Raw genomic sequence first — 16,963 nt, 5'->3', positions numbered from 1 at the left:
TGGTTCAACTTAGGGTCGTGTCAGGAGTGATGTCAAGTGCGAAAGAACCCGGAACGTCGGCTTGCCCTGATCGACGCGGCAATCGAGGTGTTGGCCCGAGAGGGTGCTCGAGGCTTGACTTTTCGGGCCGTCGACACCCAGGCGGCCGTGCCGAACGGGACAGCGTCGAACTACTTTTCCAATCGCGACGACCTGCTCACCCAAGCGGGTGGCCGGATCTACGAGCGACTGATTCCGGACGACCTCGCAGGGATGATCGATCCCGTCAACGGCACCGATCGTGAGCGCCTGGTGACGCTCATGCTCGACGTGGTCGAGCGGGTCACCTCGTTCGGAACGGGTTTCCTCGCGCTCATGGAGTTGCGGCTGGAGGCGACGCGTCGACCGGACCTGCGAGCGGTCTTGACCGTCCGCATCCGAGAAGACTTCGACCTCAATGTCGCCAATCACCTGGCATCCGGGGTGCCCGGCGATGCGATGACCGTTCGCCTGCTCTATTTGTCGCTGAACTGGCTTGTACTGGATCGACTCACATTGCCGAACCTGTTCGGGGAGGAAGATATTCGTACGATCGTCGAGGCGGCGGTGGATCGAGCGTTACCCCGCGAATCGTAGGAGGTCAGTGCCGTTCGGCAGGTTTGCGGCGGAACGAGAAGTATCGATGACCGAAGAAGCTCACACCGGCGACGATCAACATGACAACCGCTTGGGCGGGAAGCGGAGGGGCATGCAGAATCGACACCGCGATTGTTCCGAGTATCAGATTCAGCACCAGGCCACCGGAATTGACGACGATGAACGCACCCAGGTCGCGTGCGACATGTCCGCGGACGCGGAAAACCAGAGTCCGATGCAGAACGAAAGCGATGAGCACGCTGATGGAGTACGCGCCGATCACAGCCACTTGATACAGATCCTTGTTGTCGAGGATCAGTGACCAGATCACGAAGAGCACGTATCCGATCGCCGTATTGGCCACTCCGACAATGGCAAACGCGATGGGCTGATGCTTGACCACCCGCAGCAGTGGACCGGGGTTCTCGGGTGATGCGATGTCTTCGGTCATGAAGACTCGGTTTTCACGATCTCGATCCGGTCCTTGCGCCGGGTCCGCAGATACATCCACTCGAGCACGCCGAGGCCGAGGATTCCGGCGACCATCGAAGCGCCGCCGACCTTCCAACCCGGCGGGCGCCACGTCAGGACAAGCTCTGCGTCCTTCGTCCCGGCGGGAATGTCCACGGTGACAAAGGACTTCGCGACGACGTCGATCGGGACAGACTGACCGCCCAGGCTCGCCCGATATCCGGGCCAGCCGAGCCGTGCGAACACAACCCTGCCGCCGGTCTCCGAACTGACACGAAGGGTGCTCGACATGTTCGATTCCCCGGTCGAAACAGCCTCGACGTCTTGGGCGTCGGCGATGCGTCCGTTGCGTGTCGAGACGGGGCCGTCGACGCGTTCGAGCACCGAGATGTAGTTCTCGTGGCCGGGGTAGTCGACCCATGTCCATCCGTCGGGAGCCGGGTTGTTGCGTGAATCGGGGTAGAGGGCGTTCTGAAGTACGACGCGGTCCACGTTCATCAGGTCGACGATGGTGCGGCCAGTGGTGGGTTCGACGGTGAATGCACGTCGGAAGGCGTCGGGGCAGACGCTCATGTCCCAGCGCATGCAGAGCAGATCACCGAAGTAGAAGTGCCCGTTGGGGGTGTAGCCGCTGGTGTAGGTCAGTTCGAGGTCTTTGGGGTAGTTGCCGAAGGCCAGGGAACCGTACGCTCCGTCGAGGGTCTTGTCCCCGGGAGCGATGAGCGCACGGTCGCCCAGTTGCAGTGTCGTGCCGTCGAAGTCGGGGAAGGCCTCTTTCATCTCCGAGCGGGATTCGGGCAGGTTCCAGCTCATCGGGGTCGGTTGCGCGGCTCGAACCTGGGCGTAAGTGATGGGGGAGACCGCGGCGATTGCCAACAGACATGCGAGCGCGGTGCCCTTCGTACGGCCCAGCCAGACCATCGCGGCGCCCAGTGCGACAACGACCAGGGCTGAGATCACGTGCCATTTCGCGAGCCCGGGGGCTGCCGAGGCGGACCTGATCAGAAGCAGGCCGACGAGGATTCCCGCTGCAACGGCGCGCCCGCGCAACTTGTCGGTCGTGGCGTAACGCCCGAGCAGGATGCACACCAGAAGCAGGAGTCCGATGGCCACCATCGGAAGAACGCGCGCGGGCCACCGAAGTGGGCCGATCGTGCTCGGCCCGGCCGTCCACATGAGGACGGCGACCGTGAAGATCCCGACGGCGGTCAATTCGCGTGCCGCGCCGCGTGCCTTGCCCCAGTCTATGAACGCCAGGGCGGGTATGAGGAACCAGGCGATGTAGACCATGGGCATGGTCTGGATGTATCCCCACCACGAGGAGAATGCAGGCATGGTGCTCGGCAGGCTCGCGTTCAGCGATTCCGACCAGGGAACGGCGAGGAAAGCGTCGTTCTTGACTTCGGATGCGCCGCGCCAGGTGACGTCGGCGGTGAGCAGGCTCGGTAGATACGTCGCGAGACCGGCGAGGGCGGCACAGGCAGATACCGCCAGAAGCCGCAGCGACGGCAACCAACGCCGTTGATAGACAACTTCGCCGATTGCGACCGCGCCGATCATCAAGCCGGATTCGACTGCGGGGAAAACATATTGGACCGACATCGCGAGATACAAGAACACGAAGGTCGGGATCGGACCGCTCTTGCCGCGGGCGTAGCGGATTGCCGACGCCCATGCCTGAACCATCCATGCGGTGCCGGTGAAGGCTGTCATCCAACTGGCGGAGTCGAAGAACAGGAGGAACCCGGTGAACGGAATCGAGACTCCGGCGACCGCAGCCCACGTGGGCTTCGAGCCGTACTCCAGGCAGATCCGATAGACGCCCAGCGCAAGGATTATCGCGAAGATCAACTTGACGATCGTCGCGTACAGCGCGAGGTTGTCGAAGGACGGTGCGATCAGGTCGATCAGAAGTTGCGGCGGATTGAGAAGGCCCGCTTCCTCGATCGCGTAGTTACCCGCCATCCAGTTCTCGGGGACGAGTACCGGCAGGTGTCCTTCTCGCAGGCTACGGCCGAGCATGACCCACAGCGGCGCGTACTGGGACTCGGTGTCGTCGGTGTAGAAGTGACGAGCGTTCGCGAGCACCACGGCCAGGTAGCCGGCGATGACACCGACCGCCGTGACGGCGCCCCACTTGTACACGTCTGCCCGGGCGAGAGTGCGAGTTTCCACCACGAGTTCCAGACCTTAACAGGGCAGGTGGGGCGCACGGAGACGCGAGCGCGTCACGCGCCGTCGGCATCCGAAGTCCGGACACCTCTGCGTGTTAAAGTTCGCGACGGTGTGGGCCCGATCGTGCCTGTCTCTCGGCGCCAGTCGAGCCCCCTGAAGGGAGTGGAAGCGAGTGCACTCGATTTCCGTCGTAGTGCCCGTTTATCAGGGCGAAAAGACGATCACGGCGCTCGTCGAGGAGTTGGACGGCCTGTGCGCGCCGAGTTCGACGCCCGGTGGTGCGCAGTTCACCGTCGACGAGATCGTTCTGGTCCACGACAACGGACCGGACCGCTCCGACGTCGTGTTACTCGAATTGGAGCGTCGTTTCGATCAGGTGCGCGTCGTGTGGCTCAGTCGCAACTACGGCCAGGACGCGGCGACTATCGCCGGTATGGCCGCTGCCCGTGGACAGTGGATCGTGACGATGGACGAGGACGGCCAGCACGACCCGGTGCATATCGGGGCTTTCCTCGACACGGCGCTGACGGAGCGATCCGATCTCGTGTATTCCAAACCCACGAACACTCGCCCGCATGGATTCTTGCGGAACCTGACATCGCGCGGCGCAAAGATCGTCTTGGCGACGGTATTCGCGTTCCCTGATTCGACGAGATTCGAAAGTTACCGCCTGATCCGAGGTGACATCGGCCGACAGTTGGCCGGCGTCGCCGCCAATGGCGTGTACCTGGACGTCGCGCTGACGTGGGTGGTCGGCAACACGGCCACGGCGCCGGTGACTCTTCGAGCCGAAGGCCGCGAGGAATCCGGGTACAACTATCGGCGTTTGTTCTCGTTGTTCTGGAAGATGGTGTTGTGTAGCGGAACCCGCGGTCTGCGGTTGGTGAGTCTGCTCGGAGTCACTCTGGCGTCGGCCGGTGTGATCATGGCCGCGGTGATCTTCATCCAAGCCATGACCGGTGACAACAACGACCCGGAAGGATGGGCGTCGATCATCATGGCGCTGCTGGTCTGTTCGGGTGCGATCCTGTTTTCGCTCGGTCTCATCGCCGAATACCTCGGTGTTGCACTGCACGTCCTTGTCGGAAAGCCGCTGTATCTGACTGTCGATTCACCGCGGCCCGGAACCTCGATCGATCGGCATAGTCGTGAGCACTGATCGCATCATCTTCTCCCGCCCCTATCGGGCATCGAACGAATTGTCGAATCTGGCAACGGTTCTGGAGTCCGATCACATTCACGGTGACGGACGCTTCACCAAGTCCGCGACCGCTGCGCTCAAGGCGATCACCGGATCCACGCATGCTCTGCTGACGACTTCGTGCACTCATGCACTCGAATTGGGTGCGCTGCTCCTCGAATTGGGACCTGGCGACGAGGTGATCGTTCCGAGCTTCGCGTTCAGTTCGGCGGCGACTGCCGTCGCGTTGCGCGGTGCCGCTGTTGTGTTCGTCGACATCGATCCGAGTACCGGCAATATCGATCCCGACTGCGTCGCAGCGGCGATCACGGAGCGCACCAAAGCTGTACTGGTCATGCATTACGGCGGAGTCGCCGCCGACATGGAACCTCTCCTCGACCTCGCAAAACTCCACGGCGTTGCGTTGATCGAAGACAACGCCCATGGCCTCGGCGGAAAGTGGCGTGGGCGGGCGCTCGGCACCATCGGAACTATCGGTACGCAGAGTTTTCACGACACCAAGAACGTTCATTGCGGCGAGGGCGGCGCGCTGTTGCTCTCCGACGATCAGCTGATGACCCGCGCCGAAATCATCCGTGAGAAGGGGACCGACCGTGTGCGTTTCCTACGCGGCCAGGTCGACAAGTATTCGTGGCAGGACATCGGGTCGAGTTATCTGCCCAGTGAACTCAATGCCGCTGTCCTCGACGCACAACTCTCGGAGTTCGACGCGATTCAAGCGGCCAGGCATCGCGTCTGGGATACCTACAGCGTGAGTCTAGGCGAGTGGGCGTCCGAGAACGGGGTCGTTCCCATGTCGGTCCCCGATGATCGCGAGCACACCGCGCACCTGTTCTATCTCAAGATGCCGACCGAAGAGTGTCGCGACGGGTTGATCCGGCATCTTGCCGCTGATGGAATCGTGGCGCCGTTTCACTACGTCCCGCTCGATACGAGTGCGGCCGGTGTGCGCTACGGACGAACACCGGAGCCGTGTGTGCGTAGCGCCGAATTCTCCGCGTCGATCCTTCGCCTGCCGCTGTGGCCCATGCTCACGTCCGAACAACAGGAACGGGTGATCGGTTCGGTCCTCGAATACAAGCAGGCTTGAGGACGAACACGACCGCGTGGATCGAATCAGGGCCCGGACGCTTCGGGCATCACCGAGTCCGCGGTCGTGGATGCCGCCGCCCAGTCGTCGATGCTTCCGCTCGGGAAGAGGATCTGTGTGACGCCGGTGACCGTGTCGCGAGCGTGCAGTGCGCTCTCGTCGTCGACGGCATCGGTGAACGAGGTGTCGGGATAGAAGCTGTCCTCGTCGGTGTACTGGACGTCTTCTCGTGAACCGATCGCGATGATGTATCGGTTGTCGTCGCCGACGATGCCGGTGGACAGATGGATCCACTTGTCCTCGACACAGCACATCCAGCCTTGTTTGACTCCGATGACCGGCTCGCCGAACAGGGCCTCGGGTAGGCCGAACCTCTGGTCGTAGCCGTCGGTTCCTTCGGGAGTGGATTGCCGCAGGTACTCGACGAACTGCTCGACCCGTTCAGGTCCGAGTTGGTCGGAGTCGTCGAGGATCCCGCTGTAGAAGGTGACCAGGTCACGTGTCGTGGTTTCGGTGTTCCACCACATACCGTCCCACGGCGGCGTCGTCGCGGTCAGTGCGTAACGCTCGGCGACGCGGCTGATCACCTCTTGGCCGCCGACCTCGTCCCAGAGGAGGTTGGCTGCGGTGTCGTCGGAGGATTCGAGCATCGCCGCCATGAGGGTGCGATCGTCGTCCGTGATGGGCCGCTCGCCGCGAGCGTCCTGATGGAGTAGATCCTCGGCGATGAAAAGTTTTGCCACCGAGGCGGTTTCGATCTGCTGGTCACCGGCGACATCGAGGTATTTGTCCGAGGAGCGGTCGAGGATCGCGATGGAGACGTCCGCACCACGCCCGAGCGCCGCTACCTGAGCTTGCGCCAGGCGGCCGTCGAGGGTCTCTGCAACCGGAACGTTGGTGTCGGGAAAGGCGGGGGTCTGCATCGGATCATCCGGGTTCTGTCCGCCGCTGCACGAAGCCGCAAAAGTAACTGCGGCCACCATTGCGGCAATCCGGACGTACCGCGTACTCATCTGTTTCCCCCGGTAGCCCTGACACGGCACTGTTGCCGATCTTCTTGTCTCAGGATAGCGGTAGGGTCGGATCTCGTGATTCTCAAGACCGTGAACCAGCGCATTGCCGAGGAACTCGACGTCCGCGAAGGCCAGGTTGCAGCAGCAGTCGACCTTCTCGACGGCGGAGCCACGGTGCCCTTCATCGCCCGGTACCGCAAGGAAGTCACCGGCACGCTCGACGACGCCCAGCTGCGACTCCTGGACGAGCGGCTGCGGTATCTCCGCGAGCTCGACGACCGTCGTGACGCCGTGCTCACGGAGATCGACTCTCAGGGCAAACTCGACGACCAACTGCGCGGTCAGATCATGCTGGCCGAGACGAAAGCGCGGCTGGAGGACATCTACCTCCCCTTCAAGCCGAAGCGGCGCACCAAGGCGCAGATCGCCCGCGAAGCCGGCCACGAGCCCGTCGCGGATGCTCTCATCGGAGATCCCACCACCGATCCCGCGCAGTATTCGGACGAACAACTCGACGGCGCCCGGTCGATCCTCGTGGAGCGCTTCGCCGAGGACGCCGATCTGGTCGGTGAATTGCGCGAGCTGATGTGGAATCGCGGCCAGGTCGTCTCCTCGGTCCGCAAGGGCAAGGAAACCGATGGCTCGAAGTTTGCTGACTACTTCGAGTTCTCGGAACCGTTCTCCAAATTGCCCTCGCACCGCATCCTCGCCGTCCTGCGCGGCGAGAAGGAAGAAGTGCTGTCGCTCAACATGGCGGCCGACACCGAAGAACTCGCGGCGGGGGAGCGCACGGTCTACGAAGGCCGCATCGCGTCGCGGTTCGAGATCGCCGACCGTGGGCGGGCCGCCGACGGGTGGCTTCTCGACACTGTCAAGTGGGCCTGGAAGACGAAGTTCGCCGTCACGCTCGGTATCGACACTCGGATGCGTCTGCGGCAGTCGGCCGAAAAGGACGCCGTCGACGTTTTCGCCACCAACCTCAAGGATCTACTCCTCGCAGCTCCCGCCGGCGCCCGACCCACCATGGGACTCGACCCCGGATTCCGCACCGGAACGAAGGTTGCCGTCGTCGACGGAACCGGCAAAGTTGTTGCCTACGAGACGATTTACCCGCACCAGCCGCAGAACAAGTGGGACGCGGCTCTTGCGACGCTTGCCGGGCTGGTAGCCAAGCACGGCGTCGAACTGATCGCCATCGGCAACGGCACGGCCTCACGTGAGACCGACACGCTCGCTACCGAACTGATCAAGAAGACCGGCGCGCCCAACCTGACCAAGATCGTCGTCTCCGAGGCAGGCGCATCGGTGTACTCGGCTTCGGCCTACGCGTCGCAGGAACTTCCCGACCTCGACGTCTCGATTCGCGGTGCGGTGTCCATTGCGCGTCGCCTGCAGGATCCGTTGGCGGAGTTGGTCAAGATCGACCCCAAGTCCATCGGTGTCGGTCAGTACCAGCACGACATCACCGAATCGCTGCTCTCACGTTCCCTCGACGCCGTCGTCGAGGATGCCGTCAACTCGGTCGGCGTCGACGTCAACACGGCGTCCGTGCCGCTGCTCGCTCGGGTGTCCGGAATCGCGGGTTCTCTCGCGGAGAGCATCGTTGCGCATCGGGACCAGAACGGTCCGTTCAAATCCCGCAAGGGACTCAAGGACGTCTCCCGCCTGGGACCCAAGGCTTTCGAGCAGTGCGCAGGCTTCCTGCGGATCACCGACGGTGACGACCCGCTCGACGCGTCGAGCGTCCACCCGGAGGCATATCCGGTGGTTCGCAAGATCGTTGCGAGTGCGGGCGGGGACGTGCGCACCGTGATCGGAAACTCGCAGGCACTTCGATCGGTCAAGGCGTCCGACTACGTCGACGAGCGATTCGGTCTGCCAACCGTCACCGACATCATCTCCGAGTTGGAGAAGCCGGGACGAGATCCACGACCCGAATTCAAGACCGCGACCTTTGCCGCAGGCATCGAGAAGGTGGCGCATCTCAAGCCAGGTATGACTCTCGAAGGCGTGGTCACCAACGTCGCAGCCTTCGGCGCCTTCGTCGACATCGGAGTTCATCAGGACGGTCTGGTTCACGTCTCCGCGATGTCACACAACTTCGTCAAGGACCCACGCGAGGTCGTCAAATCCGGTGACGTCGTCAAGGTGAAGGTTCTCGAAGTGGACGAGGCACGCCAACGCATCGGGCTGACGCTTCGTCTCGACGACGAGGTGGGTGCGCCCCGCAAGTCCGAAGGCCCGCGTGGTGGGCAACCTCAGCGTCAGGGCCAGCCGCAGGGTCAGCGTCAGGGGCAGGGTCAGCAACGAGGAAATGGCGGACGCCAGGGTGGACGCGAGCAGCGACCGGACAACCGCGCGCCTGCTGCCGGGTCGATGGCCGACGCTCTGCGCAAGGCGGGCTTCGGCAAGTAAATCCGTCCGCCGGGTTTTCGAAGTCCGTATCGTCACAATCGAGTCGGTTGGCGGTATGAATCCGATCAGGGTCGGATCATGAATTCGGTGAAGGGAGGACAGCGATGCGAGAGTGGCTCGAGCGCGAGATCATCGCCCATGGCCGATTGCCGTTGCTGTTCTTCCTGCTCGGGTTCCTGTCCGCGTTCCTTTTCATCCGCCTCAGCGTTCGGATGATTCGCGCGCAAGTGAAATGGTGGCCGGGCAACATCGCGCCCGGAGGTCAGCATGTGCATCACGTCGTGTTCGGTGTGATCGCCATGATGATCTCCGGTGGTGCGTTGATCGCGGTCTACGTCGATGGTTCGCAGACCACCGGTGCCGTCCTGGCGGCGATCTTCGGTATGGGTGCGGCGTTGGTGCTCGACGAGTTCGCACTGATCTTCTACCTGAAGGATGTGTACTGGTCCGAACAAGGTCGGACCTCGGTGGATGCGGTCTTCGTCGCGATCGCCGTGACCGGTCTGGTGCTGCTGGGTTTCCGCCCCCTCGAACTGCTCGACGTCGCCGGATTCCGTGAAGAACGAGATCCGTGGATCAAATTGGTCTTCGTTTTCGTCGCGTTGATCAACTTCGCCTTGGCGGCAATCGTGATTCTCAAGGGGAAGATCTGGACGGGGCTCGTCGGTCTGTTCGTCTTTCCGCTGCTGGTAATCGGAGCGGTTCGCTTGAGCCGGCCGGGTGCACCGTGGGCTCGCTGGCGGTACACGCGCAAGCCGAAACGGATGAACCGCGCGCTCGAGCGTGAGCGGAAGTGGCGTCGGCCCGTCATCCGGGCCAAGATCTACGTCCAGGATCTGATTGCCGGATCACCGAGCGTCGAGCATGCGATGACCGCGGCCGAGCAGGAACTGGACCACACCATCCACGCGGCTCCGCCGCCGCCGATTTCCCCGCTGGTGTCCGCGTCTGGCACAATGGACGGGTTGCCTGGACCAGGCAGCAGCACTTGATCTGGGCACGAACCAGACGAGCGCCGTTTCGGGAGACCGAAACGCGTGCCGCTCGGTTCCTCTGCTCCTGCGAAATACAAGGATGACATATGAACACCCTGGACTTCCTGGACAAAAAGTCGCTCCGCGACGACATCCCCGAGTTCCGTCCCGGCGACACGCTCAACGTGAACGTCAAGGTTATCGAAGGCTCAAAGGAGCGCGTGCAGGTCTTCAAGGGCGTCGTTATTCGTCGCCAGGGCGGCGGCGTTCGCGAGACCTTCACCGTCCGTAAGGTCTCCTTCGGCGTCGGCGTCGAGCGCACCTTCCCGGTTCACAGCCCCACGCTGGCCTCCATCGAGGTTCTGACCCGCGGTGACGTCCGTCGCGCCAAGCTGTACTACCTCCGTGAGCTTCGTGGCAAGAAGGCGAAGATCAAGGAAAAGCGCTGATCTTTCCGATGAGCCCGGCACCGCGTACGCGCGGTGTCGGGCTAATCTGGTTTCTGTGGCAGATTCTTCGAAGGAGCAGGCATTGTCGTCCGGACCCGAGAATCACGAGGGATCAAGCGGTTCCGCGGAACCGACCTCACATCGGCCGCAGAAGAAACAGCGATCGTTCCTGCGAGAACTCCCTGTTCTGATCGGCGTAGCGCTGGTACTCAGCATCGTCCTTCAGGCATTTGTCTTCAGAGTTTTTCTCATCCCATCCGAATCGATGGAACCGACACTGCACGGCTGTGCAGGATGTACCGGTGACCGCATCGTGGTGGAGAAGATCGGATACCGCTTCGGCGATCCGGAACCCGGTGACGTCGTCGTCTTCAAGGGACCCGATTCGTGGAACACGAAATATGTGTCCAATCGGTCCGACAACGTTGTAGTCCGCGGCATTCAAGAAGTCGGTTCGTGGGTCGGCCTCGTTCCGCCGGACGAGAACGACTTGGTCAAGCGAGTGATCGCAACAGGTGGCCAGACCGTCGAATGCTGTGATGACCAGGGCCGAGTCCTGGTCGACGGCAAACCGCTGAACGAGCCGTACATCAAGATGGATTTCCCGTTCACTCCGGGAACACAAACGTGTGACACCGAAGTGAAGTCGGGCCGATGCTTCGGACCGATCACCGTTCCCGAGGGCCACGTGTGGGTCATGGGCGACAACCGCAGCAATTCCGCCGACTCGCGCTACCACGTGGATGACGAGTTCCAGGGAACAGTCCCGATCGACAACATCATCGGTCAAGCTCGATTCATCGTCCTTCCCCCGTCGCGAATGGGCGGCATCGATGCGCCTGATATTCAGGGCAACTGAGTTGTCGGACCGCACACATGGATTCGCGTAGTTCCGAGTAGGCAGAGACAGTGAGTAGTTGGCCCCCTCGCGTTGTCATTCGCAGATCGGCAGGTCTGCGGACGATGGAGTCTGCGTTGGCGCGAACCGGACTCGGTCCGGTCGCCGGCGTCGACGAAGCCGGGCGCGGAGCGTGCGCTGGTCCACTCGTCATTGCCGCGTGTGTCCTGGCGCCGAAACCGCAAGCGGCACTGGCGCGGCTCGACGATTCGAAGAAGTTGACCGAACGCGCGCGCGAGGAGCTCTTCCCGGCCATCAAGCGTTTGGCGTTGGCGTGGAGTGTTATTTCGGTACCCGCTGCGGAAGTCGATCAGATCGGTATCCACGTCGCCAACATCGAGGGGATGCGACGAGCAGTTGCGGGCCTCGACCTCGAACCGGGCTACGTCCTCACCGACGGGTTCCGGGTTCCGGGTTTGACGGCTCCCTCGCTGCCGGTCATCGGCGGTGACGGCGCCGCTGCATGTATCGCCGCGGCGAGCGTTCTCGCGAAGGTGACCCGAGATCGTGTGATGACCGAGATGGACAACACTCATCCCGGATACAGCTTCGCGATTCACAAGGGATACAGCACGCCCCTGCACATGGACGCTCTCGAAGACCTGGGGCCGTGCCCCGAACACCGCATGACCTATGCCAACGTGGTGGCTGCGGGAGTCCGGTTGGAACAACGTGCAGGCCGTACGGGATGATGGAAGTTCAGACGAACTGGGAGGACTGGCTAAACCGATGAGTGCCGAGGATCTCGAGAAGTACGAAACCGAGATGGAGCTGTCGCTCTACCGTGAATACCGGGACATCGTCGGACAGTTCTCCTACGTCGTGGAGACCGAACGACGTTTCTACCTGGCCAACACGGTCGAGTTGCTGCCCCACAATTCCGACGGGGAAATCTACTTCGAGCTGCGGATGTCCGACGCCTGGGTGTGGGACATGTACCGCCCGGCGCGATTCGTGAAGTACGTGCGCGTCGTGACGTTCAAGGACGTCAACATCGAAGAGTTGGACAAGCCGGATCTGCGCCTTCCTGACTGACCTGTGCGTGCTGCACAGATCTCGACGACGAAGTGCCCCGCCGATATCGGCGGGGCACTTCGTATTTCGCTGCTTTGTGCCGGATCAGTTGCCCTTGACGTTCACGATCTGACGCAGGGTGTGTCGAATCTCGACCAAGTCCTTCGCGTCGTCCATCACGACGTCGATGTCCTTGTACGCACCCGGGATCTCGTCGAGGAACGCCGCGGAGCGCTTGTATTCGATGCCGACCATCGCCTTGTCGAGATCTTCGATGGTGAAGGTCTTGCGTGCCTGGTTACGTCCGTACACCCGACCCGCGCCGTGGGGGCTGGACTTGAACGAGGGCACGTTTCCCTTGCCGACGACGACGTAACTCGCGGTTCCCATCGAACCGGGGATGAGCCCGGGCGTGCCCTCGTCTGCCTTGATCGCACCCTTACGGCTCAACCACACTCCGCGACCCATGTGGAACTCCTTCTGGGTGAAGTTGTGGTGGCAGTTGATCCGCTCGAGCTCGTCGATGATCGCGGGTTTGCCGTCACCCATGAAATGCGCGAAGTCCTTCACGACGCGGTCCATCATCTCTTCTCGGTTGAGCAGGGCGAAATGCTGAGCCCAGTTGAGATCGGTGATGTACGAGTCGAATTCGGGTGTCCTCTCGACCAGGTAGGCAAGATCCGGATCGGGAAGGTCGATGTACCACCGCTCGCACAAGTCCTTGGCGATCTTGATGTGATGCTGTGCGAGCTTGTTTCCGATACCGCGGCTTCCCGAGTGCAGGAACAGCCAGACGCCGTCGCTCTCGTCGAGCGTCACCTCGATGAAGTGGTTGCCAGAACCCAGCGTTCCGAGCTGAAACCTCCAGTTGTTCTTGAACTTGTCGTAGAAGGCCAGACGATCGCCCGCCATCGCCTCGAGTTCTGCGATGCGGATGTGCGCCGTGTCGCTCAGCGTCGTGTTGTAGACACCTGCCGAGAGCGGGACGGAGCGTTCGATGCTGTGGCGAAGAATGCTCAGGTCGCGGCCTTGAAGGTCGCATGCGCTGAACTGGGTTTTGACCGCGATCATTCCGCAGCCGATATCGACTCCTACGGCGGCGGGCATGATTGCGCCTTCCGTCGGAATGACCGAACCCACCGTCGCACCCGCACCGAGGTGCGCATCCGGCATCAATGCCAGATGTGGACGGACAAAAGGCATCTGGGACGTGCGCAGCGCTTGCTCACGAGTGTTCTCGTCGAGTATCGATGCCCAGTTCCACAGCCTCTTGGTGATCTTCTCCATCAGATTTCTCCCACATAGTTCACAGCCAAACCGATCGGTCCGACGTGTGTCGTGCAGGATTGACCATGCGCTTCGTCCGTGGTTGTGTGCAACCCCTTTTCAGGTGCGCAGGCCGTCTGCGAGTTCGTAGATTCGCCCGACATACTTCTCCTGAAAGGCTTTTCGGGCAGCATCTGCCTGTTGCCGAGCGCCCATTCGGGAGTAGAGGTACTCGAGGTGAACCAAGCTCTCGCCGATGTCGACGCGTCGCTGGTCGAGAACCGTCAACTCGTCGACCAGTCGAGCCAGATCTAACGCGGTGTCCGGTACCTCGTCCATGGCGGTCCTCGATGTTCGTGGGTGCTTCCTGGGATTGAGGCTAACACTCTTCGAACATATTTTCGATACCTGGTCCTGCTGTCTACTTCGACAAGGTAGCTGTCAGCTGGTCGATGGCATAGGGGATGCTGAGGACGGTGTTGCCGGACATTGCAGCGCCGACGGGTGGATCTGCGGTGTATCGCACGACTATCGCATTTCCGTTTTTCACAGCGGGTAACCGCTGGTAAAGAGTGTTGCCGGCGAGAGCCTTCTCGCCCTCCGGATCGGCCATCACGATCAAGCGGTCGACGGGCTCGAGGATGTCGTAGCGCTCGTTCGGGAGCCAGTCGCCGAACTGGTCGCCGACAAATGTGTCGACCGTCGGCGGGAGGGTGAATCCGAGTGACGAGAGGAAGATTCCGCGTGGGTCGTGCGACGAGAACACGTATCCCTCGGGAGTGTCGAGGTTGACGATCGTCGCGGTTTGCCCGGCGAATTCCGGGTGCGCAGCGCGAGCGGTGGCAAACGCGTTTTCGGTATCCGTGATCAATTGTCGAGCTTGTGGTTCTTTGCCGAGGGCGCGCCCGGCGGTGACCGTCATGTCGGTCCACGGCGTTGTGTATGCGTCGTAGTCCTTGCTCTGCGCGACGGTCGGCGCAATCGAGGTCAGCTTCTTGTAGGTTTCCGTGTCGATGTCGGCGTACAGCGCGAGGATCAGATCTGGTGCGAGGGAGGCGATTTGCTCGAAGTTGAAGTCTCCGCCGCTGTTGATGTACGTCGGAGTTTTCCCCTTCCAGTAGTCCTTCGTCCACGGCCAGCTTTCATCCATGCCGGACCCCCACCATTCGGCCATGCCGACGGGTTCGACTCCCAAGGCAAGCAGTGGTTCGTGATCGGTGTAGCCGAGTGTGACGACGCGCTGTGGTTCGGCGTCGATTGTCGTCGAACCCAGGGCGTGCTCGATCGTCACGGGGAATGCGTCGTTGCTCTGGGTCGCTGATGTGGTGTCGACGCCTTGCGAGGTTCCGCAGGCGGTCGAGAACCCGATGATCGCGGCCGTCGTGAGTAGGGCGGCGAGGATTCGGGTGCTACGTGAGGGCACGTACATGCTCCTTCGAAGTGGTGGGCGAGTGATCTGAGTTCCGCAGGAAAGTGCTGAACTGGTCGCGTCAGCAATAAAGTGAGGCTAACCTTTGCAGAATTGTCGGTCCATCCTTCCGGATGGACTCGGATACGCCCAGGAAGACGGAAAATGTCCACTCTCGAGTACTCGACTCGCCCAAACTCCTTGCTAGCGCTCCCCGATAGTCGCGGACGGACATTCAAAGATTTTCAGGTTTACGCCAACATCGTCGACGGCGTGACCGCGTACGGAGCTCATCGACACCCGGAGCATCAGATCGCCTGGATGAGTGAAGGCACGATGCAGATCGCTGCCGGGGGCAATGTGTGGCACCTGCACAGCGAACACTTGGTCTGGCTGCCGGGCACCGTCCTCCATGACATGACTCTTCTGACGGAGGGATGCATGATCGCGGCCTATGCGCGTCCGGATCTACGCCCTGCCGGGCCGCGGTGGACTCAGCCACGTGTTCTCGAAGTCGACGCACTGTCCGCTCAATTGTTGCGGCACCTCGCCGACCGGACCATCGACGATGCTCGGCGGTTGATGAGTCAGGAGTTGCTCTACGACATTCTTGCTTCAGCACCCGAACGGCACGACGTCCTCGCGGTTCCTCGCAACGCTGCGGCGAGTTCGGTTTCAGCCCGGATCCTCGCTGATCCGGCGGACTCACGGACGCTGGGGGAGTGGGCGGGCGAACTCGGGGTCAGTTCCAAGACCTTGATGCGAGCCTTTGTTGCCGATACGGGGATTACGTTCGGGCAGTGGAGAACTCGAGCACGCATGTATGCATCACTCGAGATGCTCGCGCGGGGTGAGGGTGTCAATGACGTTGCCCCGCAGGTTGGTTACCGCACCAGCAGTGGGTTCATCGCCGCATTTCGGGAAACCTTCGGTACGACGCCGGCCCGGTACGGCGGAAGGCTGATACGGTGATTTGCTGATGATTTCTTGAACTCGGTTGACGGCAAAGCTTTGTTCGGCAAGGTAGAAATGGGCCGAGCTACCAGCATCTGCTGGTAGCTCGGCCGATTTACCAATCTGAACTGAGTCAGCTCATGTTGCCGAGCACATTGCCCAGGACACCGCTGATGACATTGGTCATCGACCCCTGCGGGTCGGTGAGGGAGCCGAATACCTGGCCTGATCCGGAGTTGAGTGAGCCGAAGCCCATGTCCTCGAGGCTTCCGGCGCCCGCCTCGACGGGGTTCGGCTGCCGGATGGTGACGCAGACGCCCATCGGATTGATGTTCCAGTCGCCCGCCGCCAGCACAATGTTGGTGCCGGCGCCGCTGTCGAGCTGCGTGCCTACAACTGCGTTATCGGGAACTTTGTAGGTGGTTTCCAAAGCGATGACGCCGCCGCCCGCAGTGGTCCATCCGCCGCCCTTTGCCACCACGGAGTTATTGCCGACGACGACGGTCTTGGTGACGTCGTCCCACTTCTGGTCGCCGATAAGCCATTTGACGTTCAGGCGAGCCTTGACGAGCTGGAATCCTGCCGGGTGGAAATCGCGGATCTGATTGACGAGGGCTCCGGAACCGGAAACCTTGGTGATGTAGGTGACCGTCTGACCCGCTGCGACCTTGCCGTCGCCGACAACCTCCTTGCTGACGGTGTACGGCGTCCCGAGGGAACCGGCCCAACTGTCGGTGACCGACTGGTTGAGCGCGCAGGCCGGTGCTGCTTGCGCCACCGAGGCGCCAAGTCCAACAGTGACGCCGGCGGCGATGAGAACGAGGGATGTGGTGGTTGCTACTGCGTGGCGAAGTGAGCGGCGGGCCATGTAGAACTCCATTCAGCGGGGTGCGTGACGGTTTGAGCAAAACTGTAACTAGTTCTACTGGACTTTCGTCCAATTTGTGGGGAATTTCAGAAAATTGTCGGATTGTGCGCCGTCGTTGATGTATCACGCTGCCGAATTGCACAGGTTCTGAG

General features: G+C 61.9%; 17 protein-coding genes. 10 read left to right on the top strand and 7 right to left on the bottom strand.

Translation table 11 applies throughout. The features are described from left to right. Positions 1 to 36 precede the first annotated feature (36 nt). Positions 37 to 615 carry a TetR/AcrR family transcriptional regulator gene (locus I7X09_RS01985; protein ID WP_095969237.1) on the top strand — a complete coding sequence of 193 codons (579 nt, stop codon included), beginning with the start codon at positions 37 to 39 and terminating at the stop codon, positions 613 to 615. A gap of 4 nt (positions 616 to 619) precedes the next feature. Here the strand turns inward: I7X09_RS01985 and I7X09_RS01980 are convergent, their stop codons facing one another. Beyond that, on the bottom strand, positions 620 to 1,066 hold the full coding sequence (locus I7X09_RS01980; RefSeq protein ID WP_095969238.1) for a GtrA family protein: 447 nt from the start codon (positions 1,064 to 1,066) through the stop codon (positions 620 to 622). Then, complete coding sequence (locus tag I7X09_RS01975) at positions 1,063 to 3,261, bottom strand: hypothetical protein (protein ID WP_200315325.1); 2,199 nt, start codon at positions 3,259 to 3,261, stop codon at positions 1,063 to 1,065. The genes I7X09_RS01980 and I7X09_RS01975 overlap by 4 nt, the downstream gene beginning before the upstream one ends. A 172-nt stretch (positions 3,262 to 3,433) precedes the next feature. On the opposite strand from I7X09_RS01975, the gene I7X09_RS01970 reads away from it, so the two are divergent. Further along, entirely contained in the window at positions 3,434 to 4,420 is a 987-nt protein-coding gene (locus tag I7X09_RS01970; protein ID WP_124566309.1) for a glycosyltransferase, read from the top strand. Further along, positions 4,410 to 5,552, top strand: a complete 1,143-nt coding sequence (rffA, locus tag I7X09_RS01965; protein WP_200315323.1) for a dTDP-4-amino-4,6-dideoxygalactose transaminase — start codon at positions 4,410 to 4,412, stop codon at positions 5,550 to 5,552. Before I7X09_RS01970 ends, rffA begins: the two co-directional genes overlap by 11 nt. Before the next feature lie 26 nt (positions 5,553 to 5,578). Here rffA and I7X09_RS01960 read toward each other — a convergent pair whose 3' ends face one another. Continuing rightward, on the bottom strand, positions 5,579 to 6,565 hold the full coding sequence (locus I7X09_RS01960) for a serine hydrolase (RefSeq protein ID WP_166809669.1): 987 nt from the start codon (positions 6,563 to 6,565) through the stop codon (positions 5,579 to 5,581). A 75-nt stretch (positions 6,566 to 6,640) separates the two neighbouring features. Here I7X09_RS01960 and I7X09_RS01955 point away from each other — a divergent pair, with 75 nt between their 5' ends. The 6 genes from I7X09_RS01955 to I7X09_RS01930 all read left to right on the top strand — a co-directional run bounded on the left by I7X09_RS01955 (position 6,641) and on the right by I7X09_RS01930 (position 12,336). Next, a complete protein-coding gene (locus I7X09_RS01955; protein ID WP_200315321.1) occupies positions 6,641 to 8,980 on the top strand; it encodes a Tex family protein in 2,340 nt (779 codons plus the stop codon). Between the two features lie 104 nt (positions 8,981 to 9,084). Further along, complete coding sequence (locus tag I7X09_RS01950) at positions 9,085 to 9,972, top strand: hypothetical protein (RefSeq protein WP_003942742.1); 888 nt, start codon at positions 9,085 to 9,087, stop codon at positions 9,970 to 9,972. An 89-nt stretch (positions 9,973 to 10,061) separates the two neighbouring features. Beyond that, entirely contained in the window at positions 10,062 to 10,403 is a 342-nt protein-coding gene (gene rplS / locus I7X09_RS01945; protein WP_003942791.1) for a 50S ribosomal protein L19, read from the top strand. A gap of 55 nt (positions 10,404 to 10,458) precedes the next feature. Next, on the top strand, positions 10,459 to 11,262 hold the full coding sequence (gene lepB, locus I7X09_RS01940; protein WP_200315319.1) for a signal peptidase I: 804 nt from the start codon (positions 10,459 to 10,461) through the stop codon (positions 11,260 to 11,262). 50 nt (positions 11,263 to 11,312) lie between these two features. After that, on the top strand, positions 11,313 to 11,993 hold the full coding sequence (locus tag I7X09_RS01935; RefSeq protein ID WP_200315317.1) for a ribonuclease HII: 681 nt from the start codon (positions 11,313 to 11,315) through the stop codon (positions 11,991 to 11,993). Positions 11,994 to 12,030: 37 nt separating this feature from the next. Continuing rightward, entirely contained in the window at positions 12,031 to 12,336 is a 306-nt protein-coding gene (locus I7X09_RS01930) for a DUF2469 domain-containing protein (RefSeq protein WP_003942715.1), read from the top strand. A gap of 84 nt (positions 12,337 to 12,420) precedes the next feature. On the opposite strand, the gene I7X09_RS01925 is transcribed toward I7X09_RS01930, so the two are convergent. The 3 genes from I7X09_RS01925 to I7X09_RS01915 all read right to left on the bottom strand — a co-directional run bounded on the left by I7X09_RS01925 (position 12,421) and on the right by I7X09_RS01915 (position 15,010). After that, positions 12,421 to 13,602, bottom strand: coding sequence for an RtcB family protein (locus I7X09_RS01925; protein ID WP_200315315.1), 1,182 nt, complete (start codon positions 13,600 to 13,602; stop codon positions 12,421 to 12,423). 99 nt (positions 13,603 to 13,701) lie between these two features. After that, positions 13,702 to 13,920, bottom strand: coding sequence for a hypothetical protein (locus I7X09_RS01920; protein ID WP_124566304.1), 219 nt, complete (start codon positions 13,918 to 13,920; stop codon positions 13,702 to 13,704). A gap of 82 nt (positions 13,921 to 14,002) precedes the next feature. Next, complete coding sequence (locus I7X09_RS01915; RefSeq protein WP_234036777.1) at positions 14,003 to 15,010, bottom strand: iron-siderophore ABC transporter substrate-binding protein; 1,008 nt, start codon at positions 15,008 to 15,010, stop codon at positions 14,003 to 14,005. A gap of 252 nt (positions 15,011 to 15,262) precedes the next feature. Here I7X09_RS01915 and I7X09_RS01910 point away from each other — a divergent pair, with 252 nt between their 5' ends. Continuing rightward, positions 15,263 to 15,961 (top strand): helix-turn-helix transcriptional regulator, encoded by a 699-nt coding sequence (locus tag I7X09_RS01910; RefSeq protein ID WP_234036776.1) that lies wholly within the window; start codon positions 15,263 to 15,265, stop codon positions 15,959 to 15,961. A 115-nt stretch (positions 15,962 to 16,076) separates the two neighbouring features. Here I7X09_RS01910 and I7X09_RS01905 read toward each other — a convergent pair whose 3' ends face one another. Continuing rightward, a complete protein-coding gene (locus I7X09_RS01905) occupies positions 16,077 to 16,811 on the bottom strand; it encodes a hypothetical protein (RefSeq protein WP_003942731.1) in 735 nt (244 codons plus the stop codon). Positions 16,812 to 16,963: the final 152 nt, after the last annotated feature.

The organism is Rhodococcus sp. P-2 (genome assembly GCF_016598535.1).
GTDB classification, from domain to species: domain Bacteria; phylum Actinomycetota; class Actinomycetes; order Mycobacteriales; family Mycobacteriaceae; genus Rhodococcus_F; species Rhodococcus_F baikonurensis.
The sequence above is the reverse complement of the archived record's forward strand: the minus strand, read 5'-3'. Positions and strand labels throughout refer to the sequence as shown.